We start from the raw sequence: 21,563 nt of genomic DNA, 5'->3' as shown, positions 1-21,563 counted from the left end.
CATGTTCCGTTCTCTGCCTTTCACCCGCCGCGCGCTGCTCGGCCTGAGCCTTGCCGCGGGCCTGCTCGCCGCCCTGCCGGCGCAGGCCGACACCCAGCTGCGCATCGGCTACCAGAAATCCTCGACCCTGATCAGCCTGCTGAAGAGCCAGGGCACCCTGGAGAAAGCGCTGGCGGCGCAGGACATTCGCGTCAGCTGGCATGAATTCGCCAGCGGCCAGCCCTTGCTCGAAGCCCTCAACGTCGGCAACGTCGACCTGTCCGCCGACGTCGCCGACACCGTGCCGGTGTTCGCCCAGGCCGCCGGCGCCCAGCTCACCTATTTCGCCCAGGAAGCGCCCTCACCGCAGGCCCAGGCCGTGATCGTGCGCGAGGACTCGCCGCTGCAGAGCCTGGCCGACCTCAAGGGCAAGAAAGTCGCAGTGACCAAGGCCGCCGGCAGCCACTACCTGCTGATCGCCGCCCTGGCCAAGGCCGGGCTGAAATTCACCGACATCCAGCCTGCCTATCTGACCCCGGCCGATGGCCGCGCCGCGTTCGAGAACCGCAAGGTCGACGCCTGGGTCACCTGGGAACCCTTCCTCAGCAGCGCCCAGCGCCAACTGCCGACCCGTACCCTGGCCGATGGCACCGACCTGGCCAGCTACCAGCGCTACTACCTAACCAGCACCGCCTACGCCAAGGCCAACCCACAGGTGCTGTCGGTGGTGTTCGCCGAATTGGTGAAAGCCGGTGACTGGCTGCGTGCCCATCCGCGTGATGCCGCCCAAGTGCTCGGCCCGCTGTGGGGCAACCTCGACCCGAGCATCGTCGAGCAGGCCAATGCCCGGCGCAGTTACCAGGTACGCGCGGTACAGCCGGCCAGCCTGAGCGAGCAGCAGAAGATCGCCGATGCCTTCTTCGCCGCCGGCCTGCTGCCCAAGGCAGTGGACACCCGCGACGTTGCCATCTGGCAACCGGAGATCGCCGATGCCCGCTGAAGCCCTGCGCCCTGCTAGCGACACCCCGCCAGTGCTCGACCCGCGGCTGTTCCCGCAGGACTTCGGCCAGTACGGCGCCCGCGTCGAACACCTGGCCCAGCAGCTCGCCGCCACCGTCGTGGAACGCGACAGGCAGGGCGGCAGCGCCCAGGCGCAGCGCGAGCTGATCCGTGAAAGCGGCCTGCTGACCCTGGCCATTCCGCAACGCTACGATGGCCAGGAACGGCCGTGGCCGGAGATCTACCGCATCGTCCGCTACCTGGCCGCGGCCGACAGTTCGCTCGCTCACCTGTTCGCCTTCAACCACCTGCAGGTGGCAACCATCCTCCTGCACGGCAGCCCGGAGCAGCAGCGCCACTGGCTGACCCGCAGCGTGCAGCAGCGCTGGTTCTGGGGTAACGCCACCAACGGCCGCGACACCGGGCTCAAGCTGCAAGCCCGCGAGGAACATTACGAACTCAACGGCAGCAAGTCGTTCTGCTCCGGCGCCCTCGGCGCCGATGCCCTGGTGGTCAGCGCACCACGCGGCAACAGCGCCAGCGAACGGGTATTCCTGCTGCTGCCGAGCCAGCGCGAAGGCCTGGCGATCAACGACGACTGGGATGCCTTCGGCCAGCGCCAGACCGACAGCGGTACGGTGCAGTTCGAGAACGTCTTCGTCGACCGCGACGACCTGCTGGTTTCCGGTGGCCAGAGTCCGCGCAGCAGCCTGCGCGTCGGCATTTCGCAGCTGATCCTGACGCAGCTCTACCTGGGCAACGCCCAGGCCGCCTTGAACGCCGCGCTGCGCTATACCAACGAGCAGGCACGGCCGTGGGCCGGCAGCGGCCTCGCCAGCGCCGGCGAAGACCCGTTCATCCAGAAGCGTTTCGGTGACCTGTGGCTGAGCTACCGCGGCGCCCTGCTGCTGGCCGAGAACGCTGCCGAGCGCCTGCAGCAGGCCTGGGAAAAGCCGGCGCTGGGCGCTGCCGAACGGGGCGAGGTGGCACTGCTGATCGCCGAAGCGCGGGTGGCCACGGCACGGGCCGCACTGGACATCACCGCGCAGATCTTCGATGCCATGGGCGCCCGGGCCACCGCTTCGCGCTACGGCTTCGACCGCTTCTGGCGCAACGTGCGCGTGCACACCCTGCACGACCCGCTGGACTACAAGGTGCGCGACATCGGCAACTGGCTGGTCAACGCCGCCCCGCCGACGCCCTCGCTGTATGCCTGACGAGTGAACTGGCAGCGGCGCCAGGTTCAGCTAGGGTCTTTTGACTCCGAGCCCTGCCTGGAGCCGCTCATGGCCACTTCGCCCGATCTGATTCTGTACCACGCCCCGCGCAGCCGCTCCGGCAGCGTGCTGACCCTGCTCGAGGAGCTGGGCGTCGCCTACCGCCCGCATGTGCTGGACCTGCAGCGCAACCAGCAGCGCGAGCCGGCGTACCTGGCCATCAACCCGATGGGCAAGGTGCCGGCAATCGCCCACCAGGGCACCCTGGTCACCGAGCAGGGCGCGATCTTCATCTACCTGACCGACCTGTACCCGCAGGCCGGCCTGGGCCCGCAGCTGGGCGACCCGCAACGCGGCAGCTGGCTGCGCTGGCTGGTGTTCTATGGCTCGAGCTTCGAGCCGGCACTGGCCGACCGCGCCGCCCAGCACGATCCCGGCCCAGCGGTGCGCTGCCCCTACGGCGACTTCGACACCATGTTCGCCACCCTCGAAGACCAGCTGGGCAAAGGCCCGTACCTGCTCGGCGAGCGCTTCAGCAGTGCCGACATCCTCTGGGCGGCAGCGCTGCGCTGGACCACCAGCTTCGGCGTGGTACCGGCCACGGCGATCATCTGCGCCTACATCGACCGGGTCTGCGCGCGACCGTCGTTCAAACGCGCGGCGCAGCTCGACGAGCAGTGGCTGGCGGAGTTCGCCCGCGCCACGTCTGGCTCGGGAAGCTAGTTCGCCGCGCGGCGGTGGAACTCGGCGAGGTCTTCTTCGGCGCGCTCCAGCAGGTAATCGTCGTCGGCTTCGCGGGCTAGCTGCAGGCGTTGCTCGAAGTACGCCAGGGCGTGCGGGTTGTCGCCGCGTTCATGGGCGAGCACGCCGAGCTGGAACAGGCCATCGAGTTCGATCTCCAGCTTGCCGTGCTGGCGCGACAGGCTCACCACGCGCTGCAGGTAGGCTTCGCTCGCCGTCCAGTCGTGCAGCTCGTAGGCGTTCTGCGCGAGGTTGGTGAGCATGCCGGTGAGATCTGCCTCATCGGCGCCAAAGGTCGCTTCGGCATCGGCCAGCAACTGCTGGTTGTGGGCCCGCGCGGCAGCGTAGTCGCCGTGCTGGTGCAGCCAGTAACCGAGCTCCTGGCGCAGGCCGAACTGCTGGCGCGGGCTGAGGCTGCGGTCCTGGGGCAACAGAGCGATGGCGGCACGCAGGTGCTCGATGACCTGCTCCGGCCGCTCCAGTTCGGCGACACCCAGTGACAGGCTGTAGTGCAGCGCCAGCAGCTCCTCCGGCGGCAGCACCGGGTTGCGCCTTTGGATCGCCAGGCACTGCTCGCCGTAGGCCAGCTGCTCCTCGCGCTCGTCACGCTTGCCCTGCAGCAACGCCAGCAGCGCATACAGCTGCGCCAGCTCGGCGGAGTCGTCGCCGTGGGCCTTGGCCAGCGGCAACAGCGCGAGCAGGTCGGCGTGCATCTGCGAGCCGCTGAACAGTCCGTTGGGGTCGAGCAAGGTGGCGCGCAGCGACGTGAAGCGCTCGGCGTAACTCTGCTGCGCGACGTCGATCACCAGTGGCGGATTGGTCGAATCCTGCATGGGGTACATCCCTGTTCGGTTGCTGGAGCGCCGTTATGCCAAGCCGGCAGTAGGCTGTCCATTGCGCGCGAACGAGTTTGCGACGCGGCGCTACTGCGCCAGCTGCGCAATGCGCCGTTGCAGCTGGGCCAGCTCGGTGGCGCTGAGCAGGCCCAGTTGCTGCTCGATCAGCGCCAGCGGTGGTGCGCTACTCGGCAGGTTGAGGTGCTCGGGCTCGATCTGCTCGCCGCTGCACACCAGCAGGGCGAAGTGCACGACGTTCTCCAGCTCGCGGGTGTTGCCCGGCCAGGCGTGGCGCTCCAGGTCGAGCTGGGCGGTGGCGCTGATCAGCGGCACCGGCAGCGACAGGCGCTGGCTGTAGATGCCGAGGAAGTATTCGGCCAGCGGCAGGATGTCACCACGCCGGTCACGCAGCGACGGCAGCGCCAGACTGCCTTCGTTGAGGTAGTGGTACAGGCGCTCGCTGAACTTGCCGGCGGCGACCGCCTGGGCCAGGTCGATGCTGCTGGCGGCGACCAGGCGCACGTCGACCGGGCTGGCCTGCGCCGCGCCGACACGCAGCACCTCACGGTTCTCCAGGGCAGCGAGCAGCTGGTCCTGCAGGCTCCGCGGCAGGTCGCCGATTTCATCCAGATACAGCGTGCCGCCATTGGCCGAACCGAACAAGCCAGCGCGGCTGCTGGCGCTGCCGGCATGGGCGCCGGCGGTGTAGCCAAACAGCTCGGCCTCGCCCCAGGTCGGGCTCAGCGCGCCGCAGTTGACCGCGACGAACAGCCCGGCGCGCTCGCTTTCCCGGTGAATGTGGCGGGCCAGCAGCTCCTTGCCGGTGCCGCTCTCGCCACGGATCAGCACCGGCAGGCCGGCCGGCGCCAGGCGATCGACCTCCTCGCGCAATTGCCGCGAGCGCGGGTCGACGAACACCAGGGCCTTGGCGCGGATGCTCAGCGGGCTTTTGTCGGCGTCGGGAAAGGTCAGCAATGGCTGACCGGGATAACGGTGGGGACTCATCACAACTCCTGGCCGCACGCCCACAATCGGGCCGGCACAGTGGGCAGACCGCGCGCTTACGCGCGGCGGCGCGCCAGTTCTTCGATCTGCTGCTGCAGGCGGTACAGGTAGGCAAAGCCCTGCTCCCAGCGCTGGTGGCCGGACTTCACGTTGATATGCCCGGCGCCACTGAGAATCGCCGCTTCCGAGCCCCAGGCCCAGGCCAGTTCGAGGGCGCGCGCGGCACTGGCGGCGGGGTCGTTGTCGGAGCCGACCAGCTTGCTCGGGAAGGGCAACAGTTGCTTGGCGATTGGCGCAAAGCCGCGCAGGGCTTCGGGGCAATTGGCGCGCTCGACATCGGCCGGCGCCACCAGCAGCGCGCCGCGCACACGGCGCAGCGAACTCAACGGCGCCTGCGCGGCCCAGCGGGCCACCGTGACGCAGCCGAGGCTGTGGGCGATCAGGATCACCGGCGTTGGCTGGGCACTGACCTGGCGCTCCAGCTTGGCGATCCAGCTGGCCTGGTCGGGGCTATCCCAGTCGGCCTGCTCGACGCGGGTGGCGTTGGGCAGAATGCGCTGCCAATGGCTTTGCCAGTGCTCATCTGGCGAGCCCTGCCAGCCCGGCAGGATCAGATAACGAACGCTCTGGCTGCTCATCGCAGGCCTCCTCTCAACGCGTCAATGGAGGCCAGTCTAGGCAGATGTTTTATATCTGTTAAGGAATAAGAAATTATTTATTTATTCCATAAAGCATATAAATGACTCAGCCGAGGACGATGCAGTTCTTGCCGCGATGCTTGGCCTGGTACATGGCCTCGTCGGCGCGGATGTACAGATCGTCGAGGTCATCGTCCGGCAACAGGGTGGTCAGGCCCTGGCTGACGGTGACGCCGAAACTGCTGCTATCGGCGCTGAAGCTCAAGCGCTGCACCTCACGCTCCAGACGCTCGGCGATCTGCTTGGCCTGCTGCGCATCGCAGCCGGGGAAGATCGCCGCAAACTCCTCGCCACCGATGCGCCCGAACAGGTCGTCGCGGCGCAGCACGTAGGTGCCGCAATGGGCAATACGCTGCAGCACGCGGTCGCCGATCTGGTGACCGTGGCTGTCGTTGATCTTCTTGAAGTCGTCGACGTCGAGGAGCAGGAACGACAGCGGCTGGTCGGTCTCGCGCGCCTGCTCGAAAGCCTTGGTGGCGCACTCGAAGAAGTAGCGGCGGTTGCTGATCGCGGTGAGCACATCGGTGGTGGCGAGCATCTGCAGTTCGCTTTGCAGCTGCTTCTTCTCGGTGATGTCCTCGACGATGCCAACGATCAGCTCCTGGCCACCGGCAGTGCTGACGAAGCACTTGTCACTGAGCCAGCGGATCTGCCCGTCGCTGCGGATGATGCGGTATTCGCGCTGCTCCACCGAGCCGGTCTCGAGCACCGACTCGAGGCTTTTGGCCGCGTACTCCATGTCGTCCGGGTAGATGCTGTTGAGCCACTCGTTGTAGTCGGCCATCAGCAGCGCGGCGGAGCGGCCGAAAATGGTCTCGTACGCCGGGCTGACATAGACGATCCGTTGCTGCTGCCAGTCGAAGGCCCAGAGCACCGCGTTGACGCTGCCCAGCAGGCTGCTCACCAGTTGTTCGCGCTCGCGCAGGCGCTCCACTTCACCACGGCTGTGCAACAGCGCCAGGGTCAGGGTTTCCAGTTCGCTGGGCGCTTGGTCGTTCTCTTCCATAGGACCACCTCGGTACAACATGTAGCGCACTATGCGTCTAGCGCGCCGTCTTTAGCGATGGCGCGACCGAAGCGATGTGACGAGTGACAGAAAAAACCTTTGATTTGTGGCAGCACGAGAAATCACCGAAAAGCGCAGTGCCGCTGCAGGCTCAGACCCTGGCCCGCGATGGCAGTTCTGCCAACGACCACTTAAAACTTTTATGCATATGAAAATGAATAAATATTCTTTTTAAGAATAATCTTTCGCCCCCTACTATCCGCTCCACGCCCAACGCACCTTCCCCGCACGGGCACTTTCTTCATTAGGAGCAGAGTCATGAGCGCAAGCCTCAGAAGCGTCGAAGGCCAGGACGAAGCCGCGATCCTGCGCGAGATCCAATCCGCCCTGCAGGGCCTGCGCTTCGGCTCGGTGGAGATCACCGTGCACAACGCCCAGGTCGTGCAGATCGAGCGCAAGGAAAAATTCCGGCTGCAGGCGACCAACCCGAAACAGGCCTGACCGCTGCAGCCAATCCGACTGGATCACCGGAGGACGTGCCCCGTGAACCCGAGCATCACACTGACCAAGAGCCCGCATGCGCATCGGTCATGTAGCTGCCACAGCCGAATGCGCAGCCGAACAGAACGCTGAACCGCCACGCCCCACCTAAACAAGACCGAATTTTCCAGGAGCTGCACCATGTCCATTCGCCGTTTCGCCCTGGCCGCCCTGGCCAGCGCCCTGATTGCCGGCCCTGCCGTCGCCGCCAACGAACTGCTCAACGTGTCCTATGACCCGACTCGTGAGCTGTATCAAGAGTTCAACGCCGCCTTCAACAAACACTGGCAGGCCGAAGGCCACGAAGCCGTGACCATCCAGCAGTCCCACGGCGGCTCGGGCAAGCAGGCCCGCGCCGTGATCGATGGCCTGCGCGCCGACGTGGTGACCCTGGCCCTGGCCGGTGACATCGACGAACTGCACAAGCTCGGCAAGCTGATCCCCGAGGACTGGCAGAGCCGTCTGCCGCAATCCAGCACCCCGTACACCTCGACCATCGTGTTCCTGGTGCGCAAGGGCAACCCGGAAGGCATCAAGGACTGGGATGACCTGGTCAAGCCGGGCGTCGAAGTGATCACCCCGAACCCGAAAACCTCCGGCGGCGCCCGCTGGAACTTCCTCGCCGCCTGGGCCTACGCCCAACAGAAATACGGCAGCGAAGAAAAGGCCCAGGCCTTCGTCGAGAAGCTCTACAAGAACGTTCCGGTACTCGACACCGGCGCTCGTGGCTCGACCATCACCTTCGTCAACAACCAGATCGGCGACGTGCTGCTGGCCTGGGAAAACGAAGCCTTCCTGGCCCTCAAGGAACAAGGTGGCGACCAGTTCGAAATCGTCGCCCCGAGCCTGTCCATCCTCGCCGAGCCGCCGGTTGCCGTGGTCGACAAGAACGTCGACAAGAAAGGCACCCGTGAACTGGCCAACGCCTACCTGAACTACCTGTACAGCGACGAAGGCCAGCGCATTGCCGCGAAGAACTTCTACCGCCCACGCAACGAGAAAATCGCTGCCGAGTTCACCAAACAGTTCCCTGACCTGAAACTGGTGACCATCGACAAGGACTTCGGCGGCTGGAAAACTGCACAGCCCAAGTTCTTCAACGACGGTGGCGTGTTCGACAAGATCTACCAGGCGCACTAAGCGCGTAGAGCCACGGGATGGGTGTGAGCGCCCATCTCGCGTGTGCCTCTTCAGGGGTTAGAATCGCCGCCCCGAGCAACACGACAAAGGGAAGCCCACCGCTTCCCTTTGTCGCGAGCGAACAAGGCGAATCTGGACAGCCGGCCCTGCCGCCTCTCCGAGCGTTCCAACGCAGATATAAGGACAGACCATGTCACGCCGTATTTCCCCCGTCATACCCGGCTTCGGGCTGACGCTGGGCTACACCCTGGTGTACCTCAGCCTGCTCGTGCTGATTCCCCTGGGTGCCATGTTCGTGCATGCCGCCCAACTCACCTGGGATCAGTTCTGGGCCATCATTTCCGCACCGCGCGTGCTCGCCGCGCTCAAGCTGAGCTTCTCCACCGCGCTGTTCGCCGCGATCCTCAACGGCATCATCGGCACCCTGCTGGCCTGGGTCCTGGTGCGCTACAGCTTCCCCGGCCGCAAGCTCATCGACGCGATGATCGACCTGCCCTTCGCCCTGCCTACCGCCGTCGCCGGTATCGCCCTGACCGCGCTCTATGCACCGGCCGGGCTGGTCGGCCAGATCGCCACCTGGCTGGGCTTCAAGATCGCCTACACGCCGCTCGGCATTACCCTGGCGCTGACCTTCGTCACCCTGCCCTTCGTCGTGCGTACCGTGCAACCGGTGCTGGCCGACATCCCGCGCGAGGTCGAAGAGGCCGCCGCGTGCCTGGGTGCCAAGCCGTTCCAGGTGTTCCGCCACATCCTCATGCCGGCACTGCTACCCGCCTGGCTGACCGGCTTCGCCCTGGCCTTCGCCCGCGGCGTCGGTGAGTATGGCTCGGTGATCTTCATCGCCGGCAACATGCCGATGAAGACCGAGATCCTGCCGCTGCTGATCATGGTCAAGCTCGACCAGTACGACTACCACGGAGCCACCGCCATCGGTGTGCTGATGCTGGTGGTGTCCTTCATCCTGCTGCTGCTGATCAACCTGCTGCAGCGCCGCATCGAACGTCCCTGAGGAGGCTGCCATGTCATCTGCAACTCTTGGCGCCGCCGCTACTGCCAACGCCGCCCGCCGCGGCAATGCCGCCGGACGCATCGCGCTGATCATCGGCGCCTGGCTGGCATTCGCCCTGTTCCTTCTGCTGCCGCTGTTCGTGGTGCTGAGCGAAGCACTCAAGCTCGGCCTCGGCACCTTCTTCACCGCGCTGATCGAGCCGGATGCGGTGTCCGCCCTGAAGCTGACCCTGCTCGCCGTGGGCATCTCGGTGCCGCTCAACCTGGTGTTCGGCGTCGCTGCTGCCTGGTGCGTGAGCAAGTACGACTTCCGCGGCAAAAGCATCCTGGTGACCCTGATCGACCTGCCGTTCTCGGTGTCGCCGGTGATCGCCGGTCTGATCTACGTGCTGCTGTTCGGCGCCCAGGGCTTCTTCGGCGAATGGCTGCAGGAGCACGACATCCAGATCATCTTCGCCCTGCCGGGCATCGTGTTGGCCACCGTGTTCGTCACCGTGCCCTTCGTTGCCCGTGAGCTGATCCCGCTGATGCAGGAACAGGGCACCCAGGAAGAAGAAGCCGCACGCCTGCTCGGCGCCAACGGCTGGCAGATGTTCTGGCACATCACCCTGCCGAACATCAAATGGGGCCTGATCTACGGCGTGGTGCTGTGTACCGCGCGCGCCATGGGCGAGTTCGGTGCGGTGTCGGTGGTCTCCGGGCACATCCGCGGCTTCACCAACACCCTGCCGCTGCACGTCGAGATCCTTTACAACGAGTACAACCACGTCGCTGCGTTCAGCGTCGCCAGCCTGCTGCTGGCCCTGGCCGTGGTCATCCTGCTGCTCAAGCAGTGGAGCGAATCCCGCCTGTCCCGTCTGAAATCCGCAGACGACGAGGAGTAGGAGCCTGCCCCTTGGATAAATCACGTCTGCGCCGGCGGCTATTTTTCCGCAGGGCAAGGAGGGAGGAGCGAAGTTTGGCTATTCCAAATGAACGACGACTGACGCAGCCATGCGGAAAAATGGCCCCGGCCCTTCGGGTTGCGCCCAAAAGCACGCCATGCGGCGTTGCGGGGCTCGGTAAGGGAGTCACCATTACCTTCGCCCCGCGCCTTGCCTGGCGTGCTTTTGGGCTGCAACGCATACGCGATTTATCCAAGGGGTAGGCTCTTTCATGAGTATTGAAATCCGCAACGTCACCAAGAATTTCGGCGCCTTCCGCGCACTCAACGACATCAACCTGGACATCCAGAGCGGCGAACTGGTCGCCCTGCTCGGCCCGTCCGGCTGCGGCAAGACCAGCCTGCTGCGCATCATCGCCGGCCTGGAAACCCCGGACACCGGCAACATCGTGTTCCACGGCGAAGACGTGTCGCAGCACGACGTGCGTGATCGCAACGTCGGTTTCGTGTTCCAGCACTACGCCCTGTTCCGCCACATGACCGTGTTCGACAACGTCGCCTTCGGCCTGCGCATGAAGCCCAAGGGCGAGCGCCCGAGCGAAGCGGAAGTCGCCCGCCAGGTGCATGAACTGCTCGGCATGGTCCAGCTCGACTGGCTCTCCGACCGCTACCCGGAGCAACTGTCCGGCGGCCAGCGCCAGCGTATCGCCCTGGCCCGCGCCCTGGCGGTGAAGCCCAAGGTGCTGCTGCTCGACGAACCGTTCGGCGCCCTCGACGCCAAGGTGCGCAAGGAGCTGCGTCGCTGGCTGGCGCGCCTGCACGAGGAAGTGCATCTGACCAGCGTGTTCGTCACCCACGACCAGGAAGAAGCCATGGAAGTGGCCGACCGCATCGTGGTCATGAACAAGGGCGTGATCGAGCAGATCGGCTCGCCGGGCGAGGTCTACGAGAACCCGGCCAGCGACTTCGTCTACCACTTCCTCGGCGACTCCAACCGCCTGCACCTGGGCGAAGACCAGCACGTGCTGTTCCGCCCGCATGAAATCTCGCTGTCGCGCCAGGCCGAGGCCGAGCACCGCAGCGCGGAAGTGCGCGACATCCGCCCGCTCGGCGCGATCACCCGGGTGACCCTCAAGGTCGACGGCCAGGACGAGCTGATCGAGGCCGAAGTGGTCAAGGATCACGACAGCCTGACCGGCCTGGCACGCGGTGAAATCCTCTACTTCAAACCCAAGGTCTGGCAGGCGCAAAGCTCGCTCTGACCCTTGCCGTAGCACACGCGGAGCCGCCCTGGCTCCGCGTGGTGCGATTTGCGACGCAAATCACTCTTTTGGCTCATCCTTTGCTACGCCAAGCGCAGTAGGCTGTTGCCCACTGCGCGGCAGCTGTTCTCTGCCAATGCCCCCGCGGTTCACAAGAATAATAAGGAGTACCACGGCATGAACCGTAACCCTTTGATAAATAAATTATTTATTCTAGCTATTGGGCTTCTCTCGGTTATCGCACAACAAGCCATCGCAGCCCCCATGACCGCCGCAGAACAGGTACAGGTGTACGCTAGCCGTGCCACTGGCAGCCTACTGCTGCTTCGCGGCGAGGGTTTTCAGGAGAGCCACATGGCACGCCTGGAACAGGACATCACCGACCTCGAAGCCGCGGCGCAGAACGCCATGACCGCCAGCTCGGAAATTCCCGGCCTGACCACCAAACTTGTTACCCAGTTACGTGTCGGTGTTTCCTTTGGCCCCAAAGAGGACAACGTGCCGTGGCGCTACCCGGAAGAGCTGGCCCAGGCCCTGCGTGACCTGCTCACCGTCGCCCGCGCGGTACCGGATGCCACTCCGGCAGGCGAGCTGCCGGCCAAGGTCGAGTACCTTGCCGTGCAGTACCTCAGCCGCGCCTACATCGGCAGCTTCGAAATCGCCCGCGAGCACCCCGACACCTACGTCGGCCAGGACGAGCGCATCCTGGTGCCGGACATCGACGAGGAAATGAAAGTCCTCAACGACAAGACCAATCCGGGCATCGCCAAACTGAAGACCCGCTGGAATTTCCTGCGTGCCGCGCTGCTCGACATGAACAGCCAGAGCAACGCCCTGGCCAGCGCCTCCGGTCGCGCCTTCGCGCCGACCACCGTGGACCGCCACGCGCGCTCGCTGAGCAACCAGTGGATGGCCCTCAGCTCGCCCACGCCCTGAGTTGCCAGACGCAAAAACAGCCGGGCTCGCCCGGCTTTTTTCTGCCTGCGACTTGCCATGTTCCAGCCTGCACCCTAGGTCCAACCTGCATCGGCGGAAGCTGCTCGACACCGCCGGTATTTAACGAGCCAAACAAAAACGCCCGCCTGGCTTGCACCAGGCGGGCGTCGATCAATGACGAAGCGGGGTCAGGCCAGCGCTTTCAGATCGCGAATGCAGGTCGGGCCAGCACGCTGTTCCACCGCCTGCCGCACCTCGTCGCGCAGGCCGCAAAGGAACGCCAGCTCCGCCACCACGAACAGCGGGCCGACCACCAGGCCCATGACGTCGTCGACGAAGGCCGGCTTGCGCCCCTCGTAGTAGTGACCGATGAACTGGATGACCCAGCCGACCACGAACAGGCCCAGGCCACCGCCCAGCCACACCAGCGTGCTCTGCTGCGCCAGGGACGCACCGGCCCACAGGCACAGCGCCAGCAGCGCGGCCATCAGCACGCCGAAGCGCAGGTCCAAACGCAGGTAGAACAGCGCCGCGGCGAACGCCGTCAGCAGCGCCGGCGACAGCCACAGGCCGGCCATCTCGACACCCGGGCGCGACAGCAGCACGGCGACCGCCACCACGATCATCGGGATGCCGATGAAATGGCTGAAGATATTGCGCCGGTCGCGGTGGTACTCCGCATACTGGCCAAGGTGATCAACGAGAGACTTCATCTGGCAACTCCTCAATAATCCAGGCACGTTGCCCGATAATGGCCCCACCGCCCCGACGGTTCTGTCAATTAGCCGACAAACACTGGACGCCCGATGCCCTGCCCCGACGATCTGCGCCCCATCCTGCTCAGCGGCCACTGGTTCAGCCAGCTGCCGCGAGCCTTGCAGGATGCGCTGCTGGAACGCGCCAACATACACAACCTGGCCGCCGGGCAGCGCCTGTTCAGCCGTGGTGCGCCGCCGTGCGGGCTGTATGCGGTGATCAGCGGTGCGGTGCGCGTTGGCGCGGTCAGCCGCGAGGGCAAGGAAGCGCTGCTGACCCTGGTCGAGGCGCCGTACTGGTTCGGCGAGATTTCCCTGTTCGACGGCCAGCCACGTACCCACGACGCTTTCGCCGAAGGCCCGACCCAGGTCCTGCAGATCGGCCAGACCGTGCTGCTCGCCCTGCTCGGACGCGAGCCCGCGTACTGGCGCCACATGGCGCTGCTGATGAGCCAGAAACTGCGTCTGGCCTTCATTGCCCTGGAAGAGATGAGCCTGCTGCCAGCGGCGCCGCGCCTGGCCCGGCGCCTGCTGATGATGGCCGAAGGCTACGGCGAGAGCGGCCCGCGCCGCGTCATCCACCTGGCCCAGGAACAGCTGGCGCTGATGCTCGCCCTGTCGCGGCAGACCACCAACCAGATCCTCAAGGATCTGGAGGCGCGCGGCGCCCTGCGTCTCACCTATGGCGAAATAGAACTGCTCGATCTGGAAAAACTGCGAGAAAGCGCCCGGATCGGCTAGTGGCAATACGCCAATATGCGCGCCCTCGTCTACCCTTGAGACGGGGCCGTTCACGCATATCGCTGTTCACTTTCTTCCCGTCAGGTGTTCCTAGATGCCGCTCGCTATTCGCTGGCTGCAGGTTGTTCTGAGCATCGTTCTGCTCACCGCGCTGGCCGCCGGTGCGCGGGCCGAACTGCCGCTGCACGATGTCGCCAGCCACGGCAGCGACGCGCCGCTGCGCCTGCTCCTGCTGGAAGAACCGCACAGCACCTGGACCATCCGCGACGCCTACCCGCGCCTGCTCGCCCACGGCCAGATCGTCGACAAGACACCGTCGCTGGGCTGGAGCGACAGCTCCTGGTGGCTCGGCCTGCGCCTCAGCGACCGCGCTGGCGGGCGCTACTACCTGTGGCTCGACCACATGTACCTGGACGACGTGCAGCTGTGGGTGTTCGCCGGCGGCAAGCTGCAGCTGTACCGCGAAACCGGCGACCTGCTGCCGTTCGCCCGGCGCGACGCGCCGTTGCGCGGCTTCCTCCTGCCGCTGCCGACGCTGGGCATGGCCCCGCAGGACGTGATCCTGCGGGTAAAGAGCACCTCGTCGGTGAGCATGCCGCTGAAGCTGATCCCGGCCGAGCAGAAGGACCGCCTGCTGGTTGGCAGCTGGCTCACCGATGGCCTGATCGTCGGCGCCCTGCTGGTCATGGCGCTGTGCTCAAGTTCGCCGCCGTGCGCGAGCGCGCCCTCGGCTACTACTGCGCCTCGATCCTCAGCGTGGCCTGGTACATCGCCGCGATCAACGACGTGACCAATCTGCTGTTCTGGAGCAACCGGCCGTCGATGGTGCTGCTGGAAATCAACCTGGCCGGCGCGCTGACCCTGATCTTCAGCACCCTGTACATCAGCGCCTCGCTGCGTCTTGAGCGTGGCCCCGTGCGCTGGCTGCGCAACCTGTTGCTGAGCGTCCTGGTCGCGGCCGAGCTGTGGGTACTACTGACGCCGGGGTACGGCCTGGCGCCGCAGGTGTTCAACCAGCTGATCCTGCTCACCGGGCTGTTCCAGCTCGGCCTGACCCTGCTCGGCCTGTATCTGCGCCGCCCCTATGCCGGCTGGTACGCGCTGATCTGGAGCGCCGCCCTGCTGCTGATCCTGATGCTCTCGCTGAGCCGCAGCGGCATCCTCCCGCGCGTGGCCTGGGTCGACGGCATGCACGCCTGGTTGCCGGTGATCAGCGTGTTCCTCTTCGGCATCCTCAATGGCCGCCAGCTCGACAGCGTGCGCAAGGCGCTGTTCGCCTCCCAGGTGCAGTCGATCATCAACCTGGAGCAGTACCGCGGACTGTTCCGCAATGCCGCCGAGGGCATCTTCCGCTGCAACCGCCAGGGCCTGCTGCTGGAGACCAACCCGAGCTTCCTGCGCCTGCTCAACCTGCCCGACGACCAACCCGAGCGCCTGCAGGCACAGCCGATCCAGACCCTCATCGCCGCCGCCGACTGGCAGCACCTGTGCGCACAGATGGGCCCGCAGCAGAGCACCGCCAGCTACGAATTGCAGCTGCGCACGGCCGATGGCAAGACGCGCTGGGTGCACGTGTCGTTGCATGACCAGCAGGACCAGCACTGCTACGAAGGCATCGTCGTCGACCTCAGCGAGCGGCGCGCCCTGGAGCAGCGCCTGGCCAACCTTGCCGCCCATGACTCGCTCACCGGGCTGATCAACCGCCGCGAGCTGGAACGCCTGCTGCAGGACAGCCTGGACGGCCGCGGCCGGCATTTCAGCCACCTGATCTACCTCGACCTCGACCAGTTCAAGCAGGTCAACGACCTCTGCGGGCACTCCGCCGGCGACCAGTTGCTGCGCCAGCTGGCCTCGCACCTGCTCGGGCACATGCCGGCACAAGCCGAACTCGGCCGCATCGGCGGCGACGAGTTCGCCGTGCTGCTGGTCGAGGACGACAGCGAAGCCGCGCTGCACCAGGCGGAGCGCCTGCGCGCGGTGGTACAGCAGTTCGTCTTCAGCTCCGGCGGGCAACCGTTCCGCCTGCACGCCAGCCTCGGCGTGCTGGCGCTGGACTCCGGCGTCGGTGACTGGGAGGAAGCGCTGAACTGGGCCGACAGCGCCAGCGTGATGGCGAAGAACCAGGGCCGTAACCGCGTGCACCTGTTCAACCCGGCCGATGGCGCGCTGATCGAACACCAGCGCCAGCTGCAATGGATCACCCGCCTGCGCGAGGCCATCGAGCGCCAGCATTTCGAGCTGTTCTTCCAGCCGGTGCACGCCCTGCAGGCCGAGGAAGACGGCTGGCACTACGAGGTGCTGCTGCGCTACCGCGACCCGGACAGCGGCGAATGGGTCGCGCCCGGGCGCTTCCTCGCCGCGGCGGGGCGTTATGGTCTGCTACGCGAAATCGACCGCTGGGTGCTCAGCCGCCTGTGCCGCTGGCTCGGCGAGAACCCGCAGCACCTGGCGCGACTCAAGCGGGTCAACGTCAACCTCAGCGCGCCATCGCTGCTCGACCCGCAGTTGCACGAGCTGCTCGACCAGCTGATCGCCAGCCACCGCCTACCGGCGGACAAGCTGTGCATCGAGGTCACGGAAATGGTCGCACTGGGCGAGCTGGCGACCTCGGCCAGTTGGATCGAGGAGCTGCGCGGACGCGGCATGCAGGTGGCGCTCGACGACTTCGGCAGCGGCTTCGCCTCCTACGCCTACCTGCGCCATCTGCCGCTGGACCTGCTGAAGATCGACGGCACCTTCATCCACGGCATCGAGCACGACCCGATCAACCGCGCGATGGTCGGCTCGATGGTGCAGATCGCCCGGCAACTGGGCCTGCGCACGGTGGCCGAATTCGTCGAGAGCGCCTCGACCCTGAACTGCCTGCGCGACCTGGGCATCGACTACGCCCAGGGCTATTTCATCGACCACCCGAAACCGCTGAGCCTGCTCGCCGACGCGCCGCACGGCGTACCGCAGCGTTCCTAGTTCCCACCCGGCGTGAGGGTCTTGCTGAGCAGGGCGCGGCTGGACGCCAGCACCTCCTGCTGACGCTGCGGGGTCGCCAGCATGCGCGCCACCACCAGCGCGCCGACGCACTGGGCGAGAATCGCCCAGGCCAGATCGCCATCCTCGAGCACTGCGGCCCAGGCCTGCTGCAAGCGCACCAGCCAATGCTCGGCCTGCTCGCGCACTGGCAGCTCGGCACGGGCGATTTCCGCCCCCAGCGAGGGGATCGCGCAGCCGCTGTCCGGCTGCTCCACGTGGGCCATGCTCAGGTACAGGTCAAGGCACTTCTGCAGCTTGGCGCCACTGCCATCCTCGGCATTGCCGAGCAGCTCGACGCTGTGGCTCAGCTCGCGCTCGACAATTGCCGCGAACAACTCATTCTTCGACGAAAAATGACTGTAGAACGCCCCGCCGCTGAGGCCGATGGCCTTCATCAGGCCATCCACGCCGGTGGCGGAAAAGCCGCCGTGCTTGGCGATGGCACCGCTGCTCTGCAGCAGCCGTTCCCGGGTTTGCGCCTTGTGATCGGCCGAATAGCGCATCGCGATCTCCGCTGCTACACCTGCTTGACGATGTCCACAGCGTAGCATAACGTTCGTTTACTTAACGACCGTTTATCAAAGGTGAAAGCATGAGCAGCACGCCCGAGAATGACAAGAAAGTGGTGCTGGTGATCGGTGCCGGTGACGCCACCGGCGGCGCCATCGCCAAGCGCTTCGCCCGCGAAGGCTATGTCGCCTGCGTGACCCGGCGCAGCGCCGACAAGCTGCAGCCACTGGTCGATGCGATCCGCGCCGAGGGCGGCGAAGCCCACGGTTTTGCTTCCGACGCACGCAAGGAGGACGACGTCGCCGCGCTGGTCGAGGAGATCGAAAGCAGCATCGGCCCGATCGAGGCATTCGTCTTCAACATTGGCGCCAACGTGCCCTGCAGCATTCTCGAAGAGACCGCGCGCAAGTACTTCAAGATCTGGGAAATGGCCTGCTTCTCCGGCTTCCTCACCGGCCAGGCGGTAGCACGGCGCATGGTCAAGCGCGGCCGCGGCACCATCCTCTTCACCGGCGCCACCGCCGGCCTGCGCGGCGCCTCGCACTTCGCCGCCTTCGCCGGCGCCAAGCACGGGATCCGCGCCCTGGCGCAGAGCATGGCGCGCGAACTGGGGCCACTGAACATCCACGTCGCCCACGTGGTGGTGGACGGTGCGATCGACACCGACTTCATCCGCGATACATTCCCCGAGCGCTATGCGCTGAAGGATCAGGACGGCATTCTCAACCCCGAGCACATTGCCGACAGCTACTGGTTCTTGCACAGTCAGCCGCGCGATGCTTGGAGCTTCGAGCTGGACCTGCGCCCCTGGATCGAACGCTGGTGACGACCGGCTGCGCGACGCCCAGGCGGCGTTGGTGAGCCGCCGCGAAATGCTCATTGGCAGACGCCAACTGCGCTTTCTCGCCGACTCACCGCCTTGCCTGAGCGCCGCTCGCTCGGTCATATCGGCTCCCCTTAGAAAAACAAAAGCGAGAAACCCATGAGCAAATCCGTCGAGTTCTATTTCGACTTCGGCAGCCCCACCACCTACCTGGCCTGGACCCAGCTGCCGGGGATCTGCGCCGCAGCCCACGCCGAGCTGGTGTACAAGCCGATGTTGCTGGGCGGCATCTTCCAGGCCACCGGCAATGCCTCGCCCGTGGAGGTGCCGGCCAAGGGCAAGCACATGCTCGTCGACCTGCAGCGCTTTGCCACCCGCTACGGCGTGCCGATGCGCTTCAACCCGTATTTCCCGATCAATACCCTGGGCCTGATGCGCGGCGCTGTGGCGGTGCAGCAACGCATGTCCGAGCGCTTCGCCGATTACCTGAAGGTGATCTTCACCGCCATGTGGGTCGACGCGCAGAACCTCGGTGACCTGGCCGTGCTGGGTAAAGTGCTGGCGCAAGGCGGCTTCGACCCGCAAGCGCTGCTCGCGCTGACCGCCGAGCAGGCGATCAAGGACGGGCTCAAGGCCAACACCGATGAAGCACTCAAGCGCGGGGCGTTCGGCGCACCGACCATGTTCGTCGGCGACGCCCTGTTCTTCGGCCAGGACCGTCTGGACTTCGTGCGCGAAGCACTCGCAGCCTGAGGCGACGCTCAGACCACGTCGGCCAGACGCGGCATGCGCTCCAGCGTGCGCGCGTCCAGCTGCAGCATGCGCGCCGCCTTGTGCTGCTGGAGAGCTGAGACCGGCTGCTCCGGGCCCAGGCGCGCCGCTTCCGCCGCCAGGTTGACCACCAGCGCCTCGCGGGAGAACACGCCGCTGCCCAGGCTGTAGGCCGCGGCGATCAGCTCGCGCAGCTCCAGCGGCAGGCGCCAGCGCGTGCGCAGTGCCGAGCCGTAGGGCGCGGCGTGCTTGCCCAGGGCCTTGTCCACCGCCGCGGCATCCAGCTCGCCGCCACTGCCGTGCCAGTCCTGCAGGGTGCGCAACAGCGCCAGGTCACCCAGGCGATGCAGCAGGCCGGCGGTGAAGCAGCGCTCGGCATCGGCCTCCAGTTCGCCGGCCAGCCAGTGCGCCAGCTCCGCGACCCGCTGCGATTGCGCCCAGACCTTCAGGCCGGTGGCCGAGAGCAGCTCGTCGTCCAGGCTCACGCCTCGCTGCAGGGCCAGGCCCAGGGCAAGGTTGAGGCTGTGTTTGACGCCCAGGCGCTGTAGCGCCTGGGGCAAGGTCTGGCAACTGCCGCCACGGTGTTGCGAGGCAGTGTTGGCGGCGGCGATCAGCTGCGCGGTCAGCTGCGGGTCCGGGCGAAAGCGCAGGGCCAGCGCGTCGAGGTCCGGCACCACCGCGCCCTGCAGCAGGCCAAGGGTGTCCTGCACGCTCGCCAGCATCGGCGCACCGGCCGCCGACTCGCGGCACGCCTCCAGGTACTGGTCCAGGCTTTGCTGCGGAACACGCTCCGGCAACGGACAGACCACTTCCTCGCCCGGCTTGATCAGCACCTGGCGCAAGCGCTTGAGCAGGTCTTCGGCGTTGAACGGCTTGGCCAGGTAGGCAGTCGGCGCCAGCGACACCGCCGCCTTGACGCTGGCCGCATCGACCTTTTCGGTGATCAGGAAGAACGGCTGCGGCGGCTGGGCACGCTGACGGCGCACTTCGCGCAGCACATCCAGGCCACCGACGCCGGGCAGGCTCCAATCGGCGATCAACAGCACCGGCGACTTCTTGCGCCATTGTTCGAGCACGCTGTGGCCATCGCGCAGGGTGACGATTTCCGCATCGCAGCGGGCGCTACGCACCAGCTGGCTGAGCAGGTCGGATGTCCAGCGATCCGACTCGCCGATAATTACGCGGGGGGCTGCCTGCGCCATGGAGACCTCGCCGTCTGAAGGGAATCCGCCGCGCATACCTCGCGGCACCTATCACAGACTAGGAAAGACTGCGCTTCCTGACCATTCGACCAATTGTCACACCGACGCATGGTCCCTCCGCCGCCTTACCGCAGAAAAACAAAGACCCGCCGAAGCGGGTCTTGGTTACGCGGGCTGGCGATCAGGCCAGTTCGTCGAAGCACTCGGCGACGATGGCCAGGCCCTTGTCGAGTTGCGCGTCGGGAATGGTCACCGGCATGAGGAAGCGGATGACGTTGTAGTAGGTGCCGCACGACAGCAGGATCAGGCCCTTTTCACGCGCGCGGGCAACGATCTTGCCCACCAGCTCCGCCGCCGGCTTGTGCGTGTCGCCGCCTTCGAACAGCTCGATGGCGACCATCGAACCCAGGCCGCGTACGTCACCGATGACGCTGTGCTTGGCCTGAATCGCGCGCAGGCCGGCCTTGACCCGCTCGCCCAGCGCCTGGCTGCGTTGCAGCAGGTTCTCTTCGTCGAACACCTTGAGCACGGCCAGGGCCGCGGCGCAGGCGATCGGGCTACCGGCGTAGGTGCCGCCCAGGCCACCGGGGGCGATGACGTCCATGATCTCGGCCTTGCCGCTGACACCGGAGATCGGGAAACCACCGCCGACCGATTTGGCGAAGGTGGTCAGGTCCGGGACGATGCCCAGCTGCTCGGTGGCGAAGAAGGTGCCGGTACGCCCGGCGCCGGTCTGCACTTCGTCGGCGATCAGCAGGATGCCATGCTGGTCGCACAAGGCGCGCAGGCGCTGCATGAAGGCTGGCGAGTTGGTGTAGAAACCACCCTCGCCCTGCACCGGCTCGATGATGATCGCGGCGATGTCGGAAGGCTGCGCGTCGTTCTTGAAGATGCGCTCGATGCTGGCGATGGACTCGTCCTCGCTGACACCGTGCAGCTCGCACGGCGACTGGGCGCGGTACACACCGGCAGGCATCAGGCCCATGCCGGCGGAGTACGGCACCACTTTGCCGGTGAGGCTCAGGGTCATCATGGTGCGGCCGTGGTAGGCGCCAGTGAAGGCGATCACGCCAGCACGGCCGGTGGCGGCACGGGCGATTTTCACGGCGTTCTCGACGGCTTCGGAACCGGACGTCACCAGCAAGGTTTTCTTGGCGAAGTTGCCCGGTACGCGCTTGGCGATTTCTTCGCACAGTTCCACGTAGGGCTCGTAGGCCAGTACCTGGAAGCAGGTGTGCGACAGCTTGGTCAGTTGCTCTTGCACGGCCGCCACCACTTTCGGGTGCAGGTGGCCGGTGTTGAGCACGGCGATACCGCCGGCAAAGTCGATGAACTCGCGGCCTTCCACATCCCACACGCTGGCGTTCTCGGCGCGCTCGGCGAAGATCGGGTGGATCTGGCCCACGCCACGCGGAACGGCGGCGATACGGCGTTGCATCAGGGATTCGTTGGTCTTGCTCATGGTGCAGGTCCTCATTCGCCGC

At 66.1% G+C, this 21,563-nt stretch carries 22 protein-coding genes; 14 read left to right on the top strand and 8 right to left on the bottom strand.

All coding sequences use genetic code 11. The annotated features are described in order from the left end of the window. The first annotated feature begins 1 nt into the window (after nt 1). The 3 genes from IB229_RS11005 to IB229_RS10995 all read left to right on the top strand — a co-directional run bounded on the left by IB229_RS11005 (nt 2) and on the right by IB229_RS10995 (nt 2,918). A complete protein-coding gene (locus tag IB229_RS11005; protein WP_192328363.1) occupies nt 2–979 on the top strand; it encodes an aliphatic sulfonate ABC transporter substrate-binding protein in 978 nt (325 codons plus the stop codon). Then, nucleotides 969–2,195: an acyl-CoA dehydrogenase family protein gene (locus IB229_RS11000; protein ID WP_192328360.1), complete on the top strand. Its 1,227-nt coding sequence runs from the start codon at nt 969–971 to the stop codon at nt 2,193–2,195. Before IB229_RS11005 ends, IB229_RS11000 begins: the two co-directional genes overlap by 11 nt. Nucleotides 2,196–2,264: 69 nt before the next feature. Continuing rightward, entirely contained in the window at nt 2,265–2,918 is a 654-nt protein-coding gene (locus tag IB229_RS10995; protein ID WP_192328357.1) for a glutathione S-transferase family protein, read from the top strand. On the opposite strand, the gene IB229_RS10990 is transcribed toward IB229_RS10995, so the two are convergent. The 4 genes from IB229_RS10990 to IB229_RS10975 all read right to left on the bottom strand — a co-directional run bounded on the left by IB229_RS10990 (nt 2,915) and on the right by IB229_RS10975 (nt 6,481). Continuing rightward, complete coding sequence (locus IB229_RS10990) at nt 2,915–3,769, bottom strand: tetratricopeptide repeat protein (protein ID WP_192328353.1); 855 nt, start codon at nt 3,767–3,769, stop codon at nt 2,915–2,917. The two genes, IB229_RS10995 and IB229_RS10990, sit on opposite strands and share 4 nt — an antisense overlap. Nucleotides 3,770–3,859: 90 nt before the next feature. Then, a complete protein-coding gene (locus IB229_RS10985) occupies nt 3,860–4,777 on the bottom strand; it encodes a sigma 54-interacting transcriptional regulator (protein WP_192328350.1) in 918 nt (305 codons plus the stop codon). 56 nt (nt 4,778–4,833) lie between these two features. Then, the gene (locus IB229_RS10980; protein WP_192328347.1) at nt 4,834–5,415 is read right to left on the bottom strand and encodes an alpha/beta hydrolase; all 582 of its coding nucleotides are present in this window, start codon (nt 5,413–5,415) and stop codon (nt 4,834–4,836) included. 106 nt (nt 5,416–5,521) lie between these two features. Next, entirely contained in the window at nt 5,522–6,481 is a 960-nt protein-coding gene (locus IB229_RS10975) for a GGDEF domain-containing protein (RefSeq protein WP_192328344.1), read from the bottom strand. 318 nt (nt 6,482–6,799) lie between these two features. Here IB229_RS10975 and oscA point away from each other — a divergent pair, with 318 nt between their 5' ends. From oscA to IB229_RS10945, 6 genes are all read left to right on the top strand, one after another. Beyond that, on the top strand, nt 6,800–6,982 hold the full coding sequence (oscA, locus tag IB229_RS10970; RefSeq protein WP_192328341.1) for a sulfur starvation response protein OscA: 183 nt from the start codon (nt 6,800–6,802) through the stop codon (nt 6,980–6,982). Between the two features lie 180 nt (nt 6,983–7,162). Beyond that, on the top strand, nt 7,163–8,161 hold the full coding sequence (locus IB229_RS10965; protein ID WP_192328338.1) for a sulfate ABC transporter substrate-binding protein: 999 nt from the start codon (nt 7,163–7,165) through the stop codon (nt 8,159–8,161). A gap of 190 nt (nt 8,162–8,351) precedes the next feature. Then, nucleotides 8,352–9,170 (top strand): sulfate ABC transporter permease subunit CysT, encoded by an 819-nt coding sequence (gene cysT, locus IB229_RS10960; RefSeq protein WP_192328333.1) that lies wholly within the window; start codon nt 8,352–8,354, stop codon nt 9,168–9,170. 10 nt (nt 9,171–9,180) lie between these two features. Next, complete coding sequence (gene cysW, locus IB229_RS10955) at nt 9,181–10,053, top strand: sulfate ABC transporter permease subunit CysW (RefSeq protein WP_192328331.1); 873 nt, start codon at nt 9,181–9,183, stop codon at nt 10,051–10,053. Between the two features lie 271 nt (nt 10,054–10,324). After that, nucleotides 10,325–11,314, top strand: a complete 990-nt coding sequence (locus IB229_RS10950) for a sulfate/molybdate ABC transporter ATP-binding protein (protein ID WP_192328328.1) — start codon at nt 10,325–10,327, stop codon at nt 11,312–11,314. Nucleotides 11,315–11,491: 177 nt separating this feature from the next. Continuing rightward, nucleotides 11,492–12,250 carry a hypothetical protein gene (locus IB229_RS10945; RefSeq protein ID WP_192328326.1) on the top strand — a complete coding sequence of 253 codons (759 nt, stop codon included), beginning with the start codon at nt 11,492–11,494 and terminating at the stop codon, nt 12,248–12,250. 188 nt (nt 12,251–12,438) lie between these two features. Here IB229_RS10945 and IB229_RS10940 read toward each other — a convergent pair whose 3' ends face one another. After that, nucleotides 12,439–12,963, bottom strand: coding sequence for a DUF962 domain-containing protein (locus IB229_RS10940; RefSeq protein ID WP_192328323.1), 525 nt, complete (start codon nt 12,961–12,963; stop codon nt 12,439–12,441). A 93-nt stretch (nt 12,964–13,056) separates the two neighbouring features. On the opposite strand from IB229_RS10940, the gene IB229_RS10935 reads away from it, so the two are divergent. The 3 genes from IB229_RS10935 (at nt 13,057) to IB229_RS21875 (ending at nt 16,713) form a co-directional block, all read left to right on the top strand. Next, nucleotides 13,057–13,746: a Crp/Fnr family transcriptional regulator gene (locus IB229_RS10935; RefSeq protein ID WP_192328319.1), complete on the top strand. Its 690-nt coding sequence runs from the start codon at nt 13,057–13,059 to the stop codon at nt 13,744–13,746. 94 nt (nt 13,747–13,840) lie between these two features. Then, the gene (locus IB229_RS21885) at nt 13,841–14,536 is read left to right on the top strand and encodes a 7TM-DISM domain-containing protein (protein WP_225578949.1); all 696 of its coding nucleotides are present in this window, start codon (nt 13,841–13,843) and stop codon (nt 14,534–14,536) included. Further along, the gene (locus IB229_RS21875) at nt 14,440–16,713 is read left to right on the top strand and encodes a putative bifunctional diguanylate cyclase/phosphodiesterase (protein ID WP_318652096.1); all 2,274 of its coding nucleotides are present in this window, start codon (nt 14,440–14,442) and stop codon (nt 16,711–16,713) included. The genes IB229_RS21885 and IB229_RS21875 overlap by 97 nt, the downstream gene beginning before the upstream one ends. Here the strand turns inward: IB229_RS21875 and IB229_RS10925 are convergent. After that, the gene (locus IB229_RS10925) at nt 16,710–17,276 is read right to left on the bottom strand and encodes a TetR/AcrR family transcriptional regulator (RefSeq protein ID WP_192328316.1); all 567 of its coding nucleotides are present in this window, start codon (nt 17,274–17,276) and stop codon (nt 16,710–16,712) included. The two genes, IB229_RS21875 and IB229_RS10925, sit on opposite strands and share 4 nt — an antisense overlap. Before the next feature lie 89 nt (nt 17,277–17,365). Here IB229_RS10925 and IB229_RS10920 point away from each other — a divergent pair, with 89 nt between their 5' ends. Next, complete coding sequence (locus IB229_RS10920; RefSeq protein ID WP_192328313.1) at nt 17,366–18,109, top strand: SDR family oxidoreductase; 744 nt, start codon at nt 17,366–17,368, stop codon at nt 18,107–18,109. Between the two features lie 156 nt (nt 18,110–18,265). Further along, nucleotides 18,266–18,859, top strand: coding sequence for a 2-hydroxychromene-2-carboxylate isomerase (locus IB229_RS10915; protein ID WP_192328310.1), 594 nt, complete (start codon nt 18,266–18,268; stop codon nt 18,857–18,859). An 8-nt stretch (nt 18,860–18,867) separates the two neighbouring features. On the opposite strand, the gene IB229_RS10910 is transcribed toward IB229_RS10915, so the two are convergent. Beyond that, nucleotides 18,868–20,079, bottom strand: a complete 1,212-nt coding sequence (locus IB229_RS10910; RefSeq protein ID WP_192328307.1) for an HDOD domain-containing protein — start codon at nt 20,077–20,079, stop codon at nt 18,868–18,870. A gap of 181 nt (nt 20,080–20,260) precedes the next feature. Further along, entirely contained in the window at nt 20,261–21,541 is a 1,281-nt protein-coding gene (gabT, locus tag IB229_RS10905) for a 4-aminobutyrate--2-oxoglutarate transaminase (protein WP_192328304.1), read from the bottom strand. Nucleotides 21,542–21,563 lie beyond the last annotated feature (22 nt).

It is taken from the genome of Pseudomonas sp. PDM14, from assembly GCF_014851905.1.
GTDB lineage: Bacteria > Pseudomonadota > Gammaproteobacteria > Pseudomonadales > Pseudomonadaceae > Aquipseudomonas.
Note: the sequence above shows the minus strand (reverse complement) of the source record. Positions and strands in the feature narration are given on the sequence as shown.

Bases quoted from the DNA above. Each gene is read 5' to 3' on its own strand.
- cysW (WP_192328331.1), top strand. From the start codon at position 9,181: ATGTCATCTGCAACTCTTGGCGCCGCCGCTACTGCCAACGCCGCCCGC.
- IB229_RS10990 (WP_192328353.1), bottom strand. From the start codon at position 3,769: ATGCAGGATTCGACCAATCCGCCACTGGTGATCGACGTCGCGCAGCAG.
- IB229_RS21885 (WP_225578949.1), top strand. From the start codon at position 13,841: ATGCCGCTCGCTATTCGCTGGCTGCAGGTTGTTCTGAGCATCGTTCTG.
- IB229_RS10940 (WP_192328323.1), bottom strand. From the start codon at position 12,963: ATGAAGTCTCTCGTTGATCACCTTGGCCAGTATGCGGAGTACCACCGC.
- IB229_RS11000 (WP_192328360.1), top strand. From the start codon at position 969: ATGCCCGCTGAAGCCCTGCGCCCTGCTAGCGACACCCCGCCAGTGCTC.
- IB229_RS10935 (WP_192328319.1), top strand. From the start codon at position 13,057: ATGCCCTGCCCCGACGATCTGCGCCCCATCCTGCTCAGCGGCCACTGG.
- IB229_RS10945 (WP_192328326.1), top strand. From the start codon at position 11,492: ATGAACCGTAACCCTTTGATAAATAAATTATTTATTCTAGCTATTGGG.
- IB229_RS10910 (WP_192328307.1), bottom strand. From the start codon at position 20,079: ATGGCGCAGGCAGCCCCCCGCGTAATTATCGGCGAGTCGGATCGCTGG.
- cysT (WP_192328333.1), top strand. From the start codon at position 8,352: ATGTCACGCCGTATTTCCCCCGTCATACCCGGCTTCGGGCTGACGCTG.
- IB229_RS10950 (WP_192328328.1), top strand. From the start codon at position 10,325: ATGAGTATTGAAATCCGCAACGTCACCAAGAATTTCGGCGCCTTCCGC.
- IB229_RS10985 (WP_192328350.1), bottom strand. From the start codon at position 4,777: ATGAGTCCCCACCGTTATCCCGGTCAGCCATTGCTGACCTTTCCCGAC.
- IB229_RS10915 (WP_192328310.1), top strand. From the start codon at position 18,266: ATGAGCAAATCCGTCGAGTTCTATTTCGACTTCGGCAGCCCCACCACC.
- oscA (WP_192328341.1), top strand. From the start codon at position 6,800: ATGAGCGCAAGCCTCAGAAGCGTCGAAGGCCAGGACGAAGCCGCGATC.
- IB229_RS10975 (WP_192328344.1), bottom strand. From the start codon at position 6,481: ATGGAAGAGAACGACCAAGCGCCCAGCGAACTGGAAACCCTGACCCTG.
- IB229_RS10980 (WP_192328347.1), bottom strand. From the start codon at position 5,415: ATGAGCAGCCAGAGCGTTCGTTATCTGATCCTGCCGGGCTGGCAGGGC.
- IB229_RS10920 (WP_192328313.1), top strand. From the start codon at position 17,366: ATGAGCAGCACGCCCGAGAATGACAAGAAAGTGGTGCTGGTGATCGGT.
- IB229_RS11005 (WP_192328363.1), top strand. From the start codon at position 2: ATGTTCCGTTCTCTGCCTTTCACCCGCCGCGCGCTGCTCGGCCTGAGC.
- IB229_RS10965 (WP_192328338.1), top strand. From the start codon at position 7,163: ATGTCCATTCGCCGTTTCGCCCTGGCCGCCCTGGCCAGCGCCCTGATT.
- IB229_RS10995 (WP_192328357.1), top strand. From the start codon at position 2,265: ATGGCCACTTCGCCCGATCTGATTCTGTACCACGCCCCGCGCAGCCGC.
- IB229_RS10925 (WP_192328316.1), bottom strand. From the start codon at position 17,276: ATGCGCTATTCGGCCGATCACAAGGCGCAAACCCGGGAACGGCTGCTG.
- gabT (WP_192328304.1), bottom strand. From the start codon at position 21,541: ATGAGCAAGACCAACGAATCCCTGATGCAACGCCGTATCGCCGCCGTT.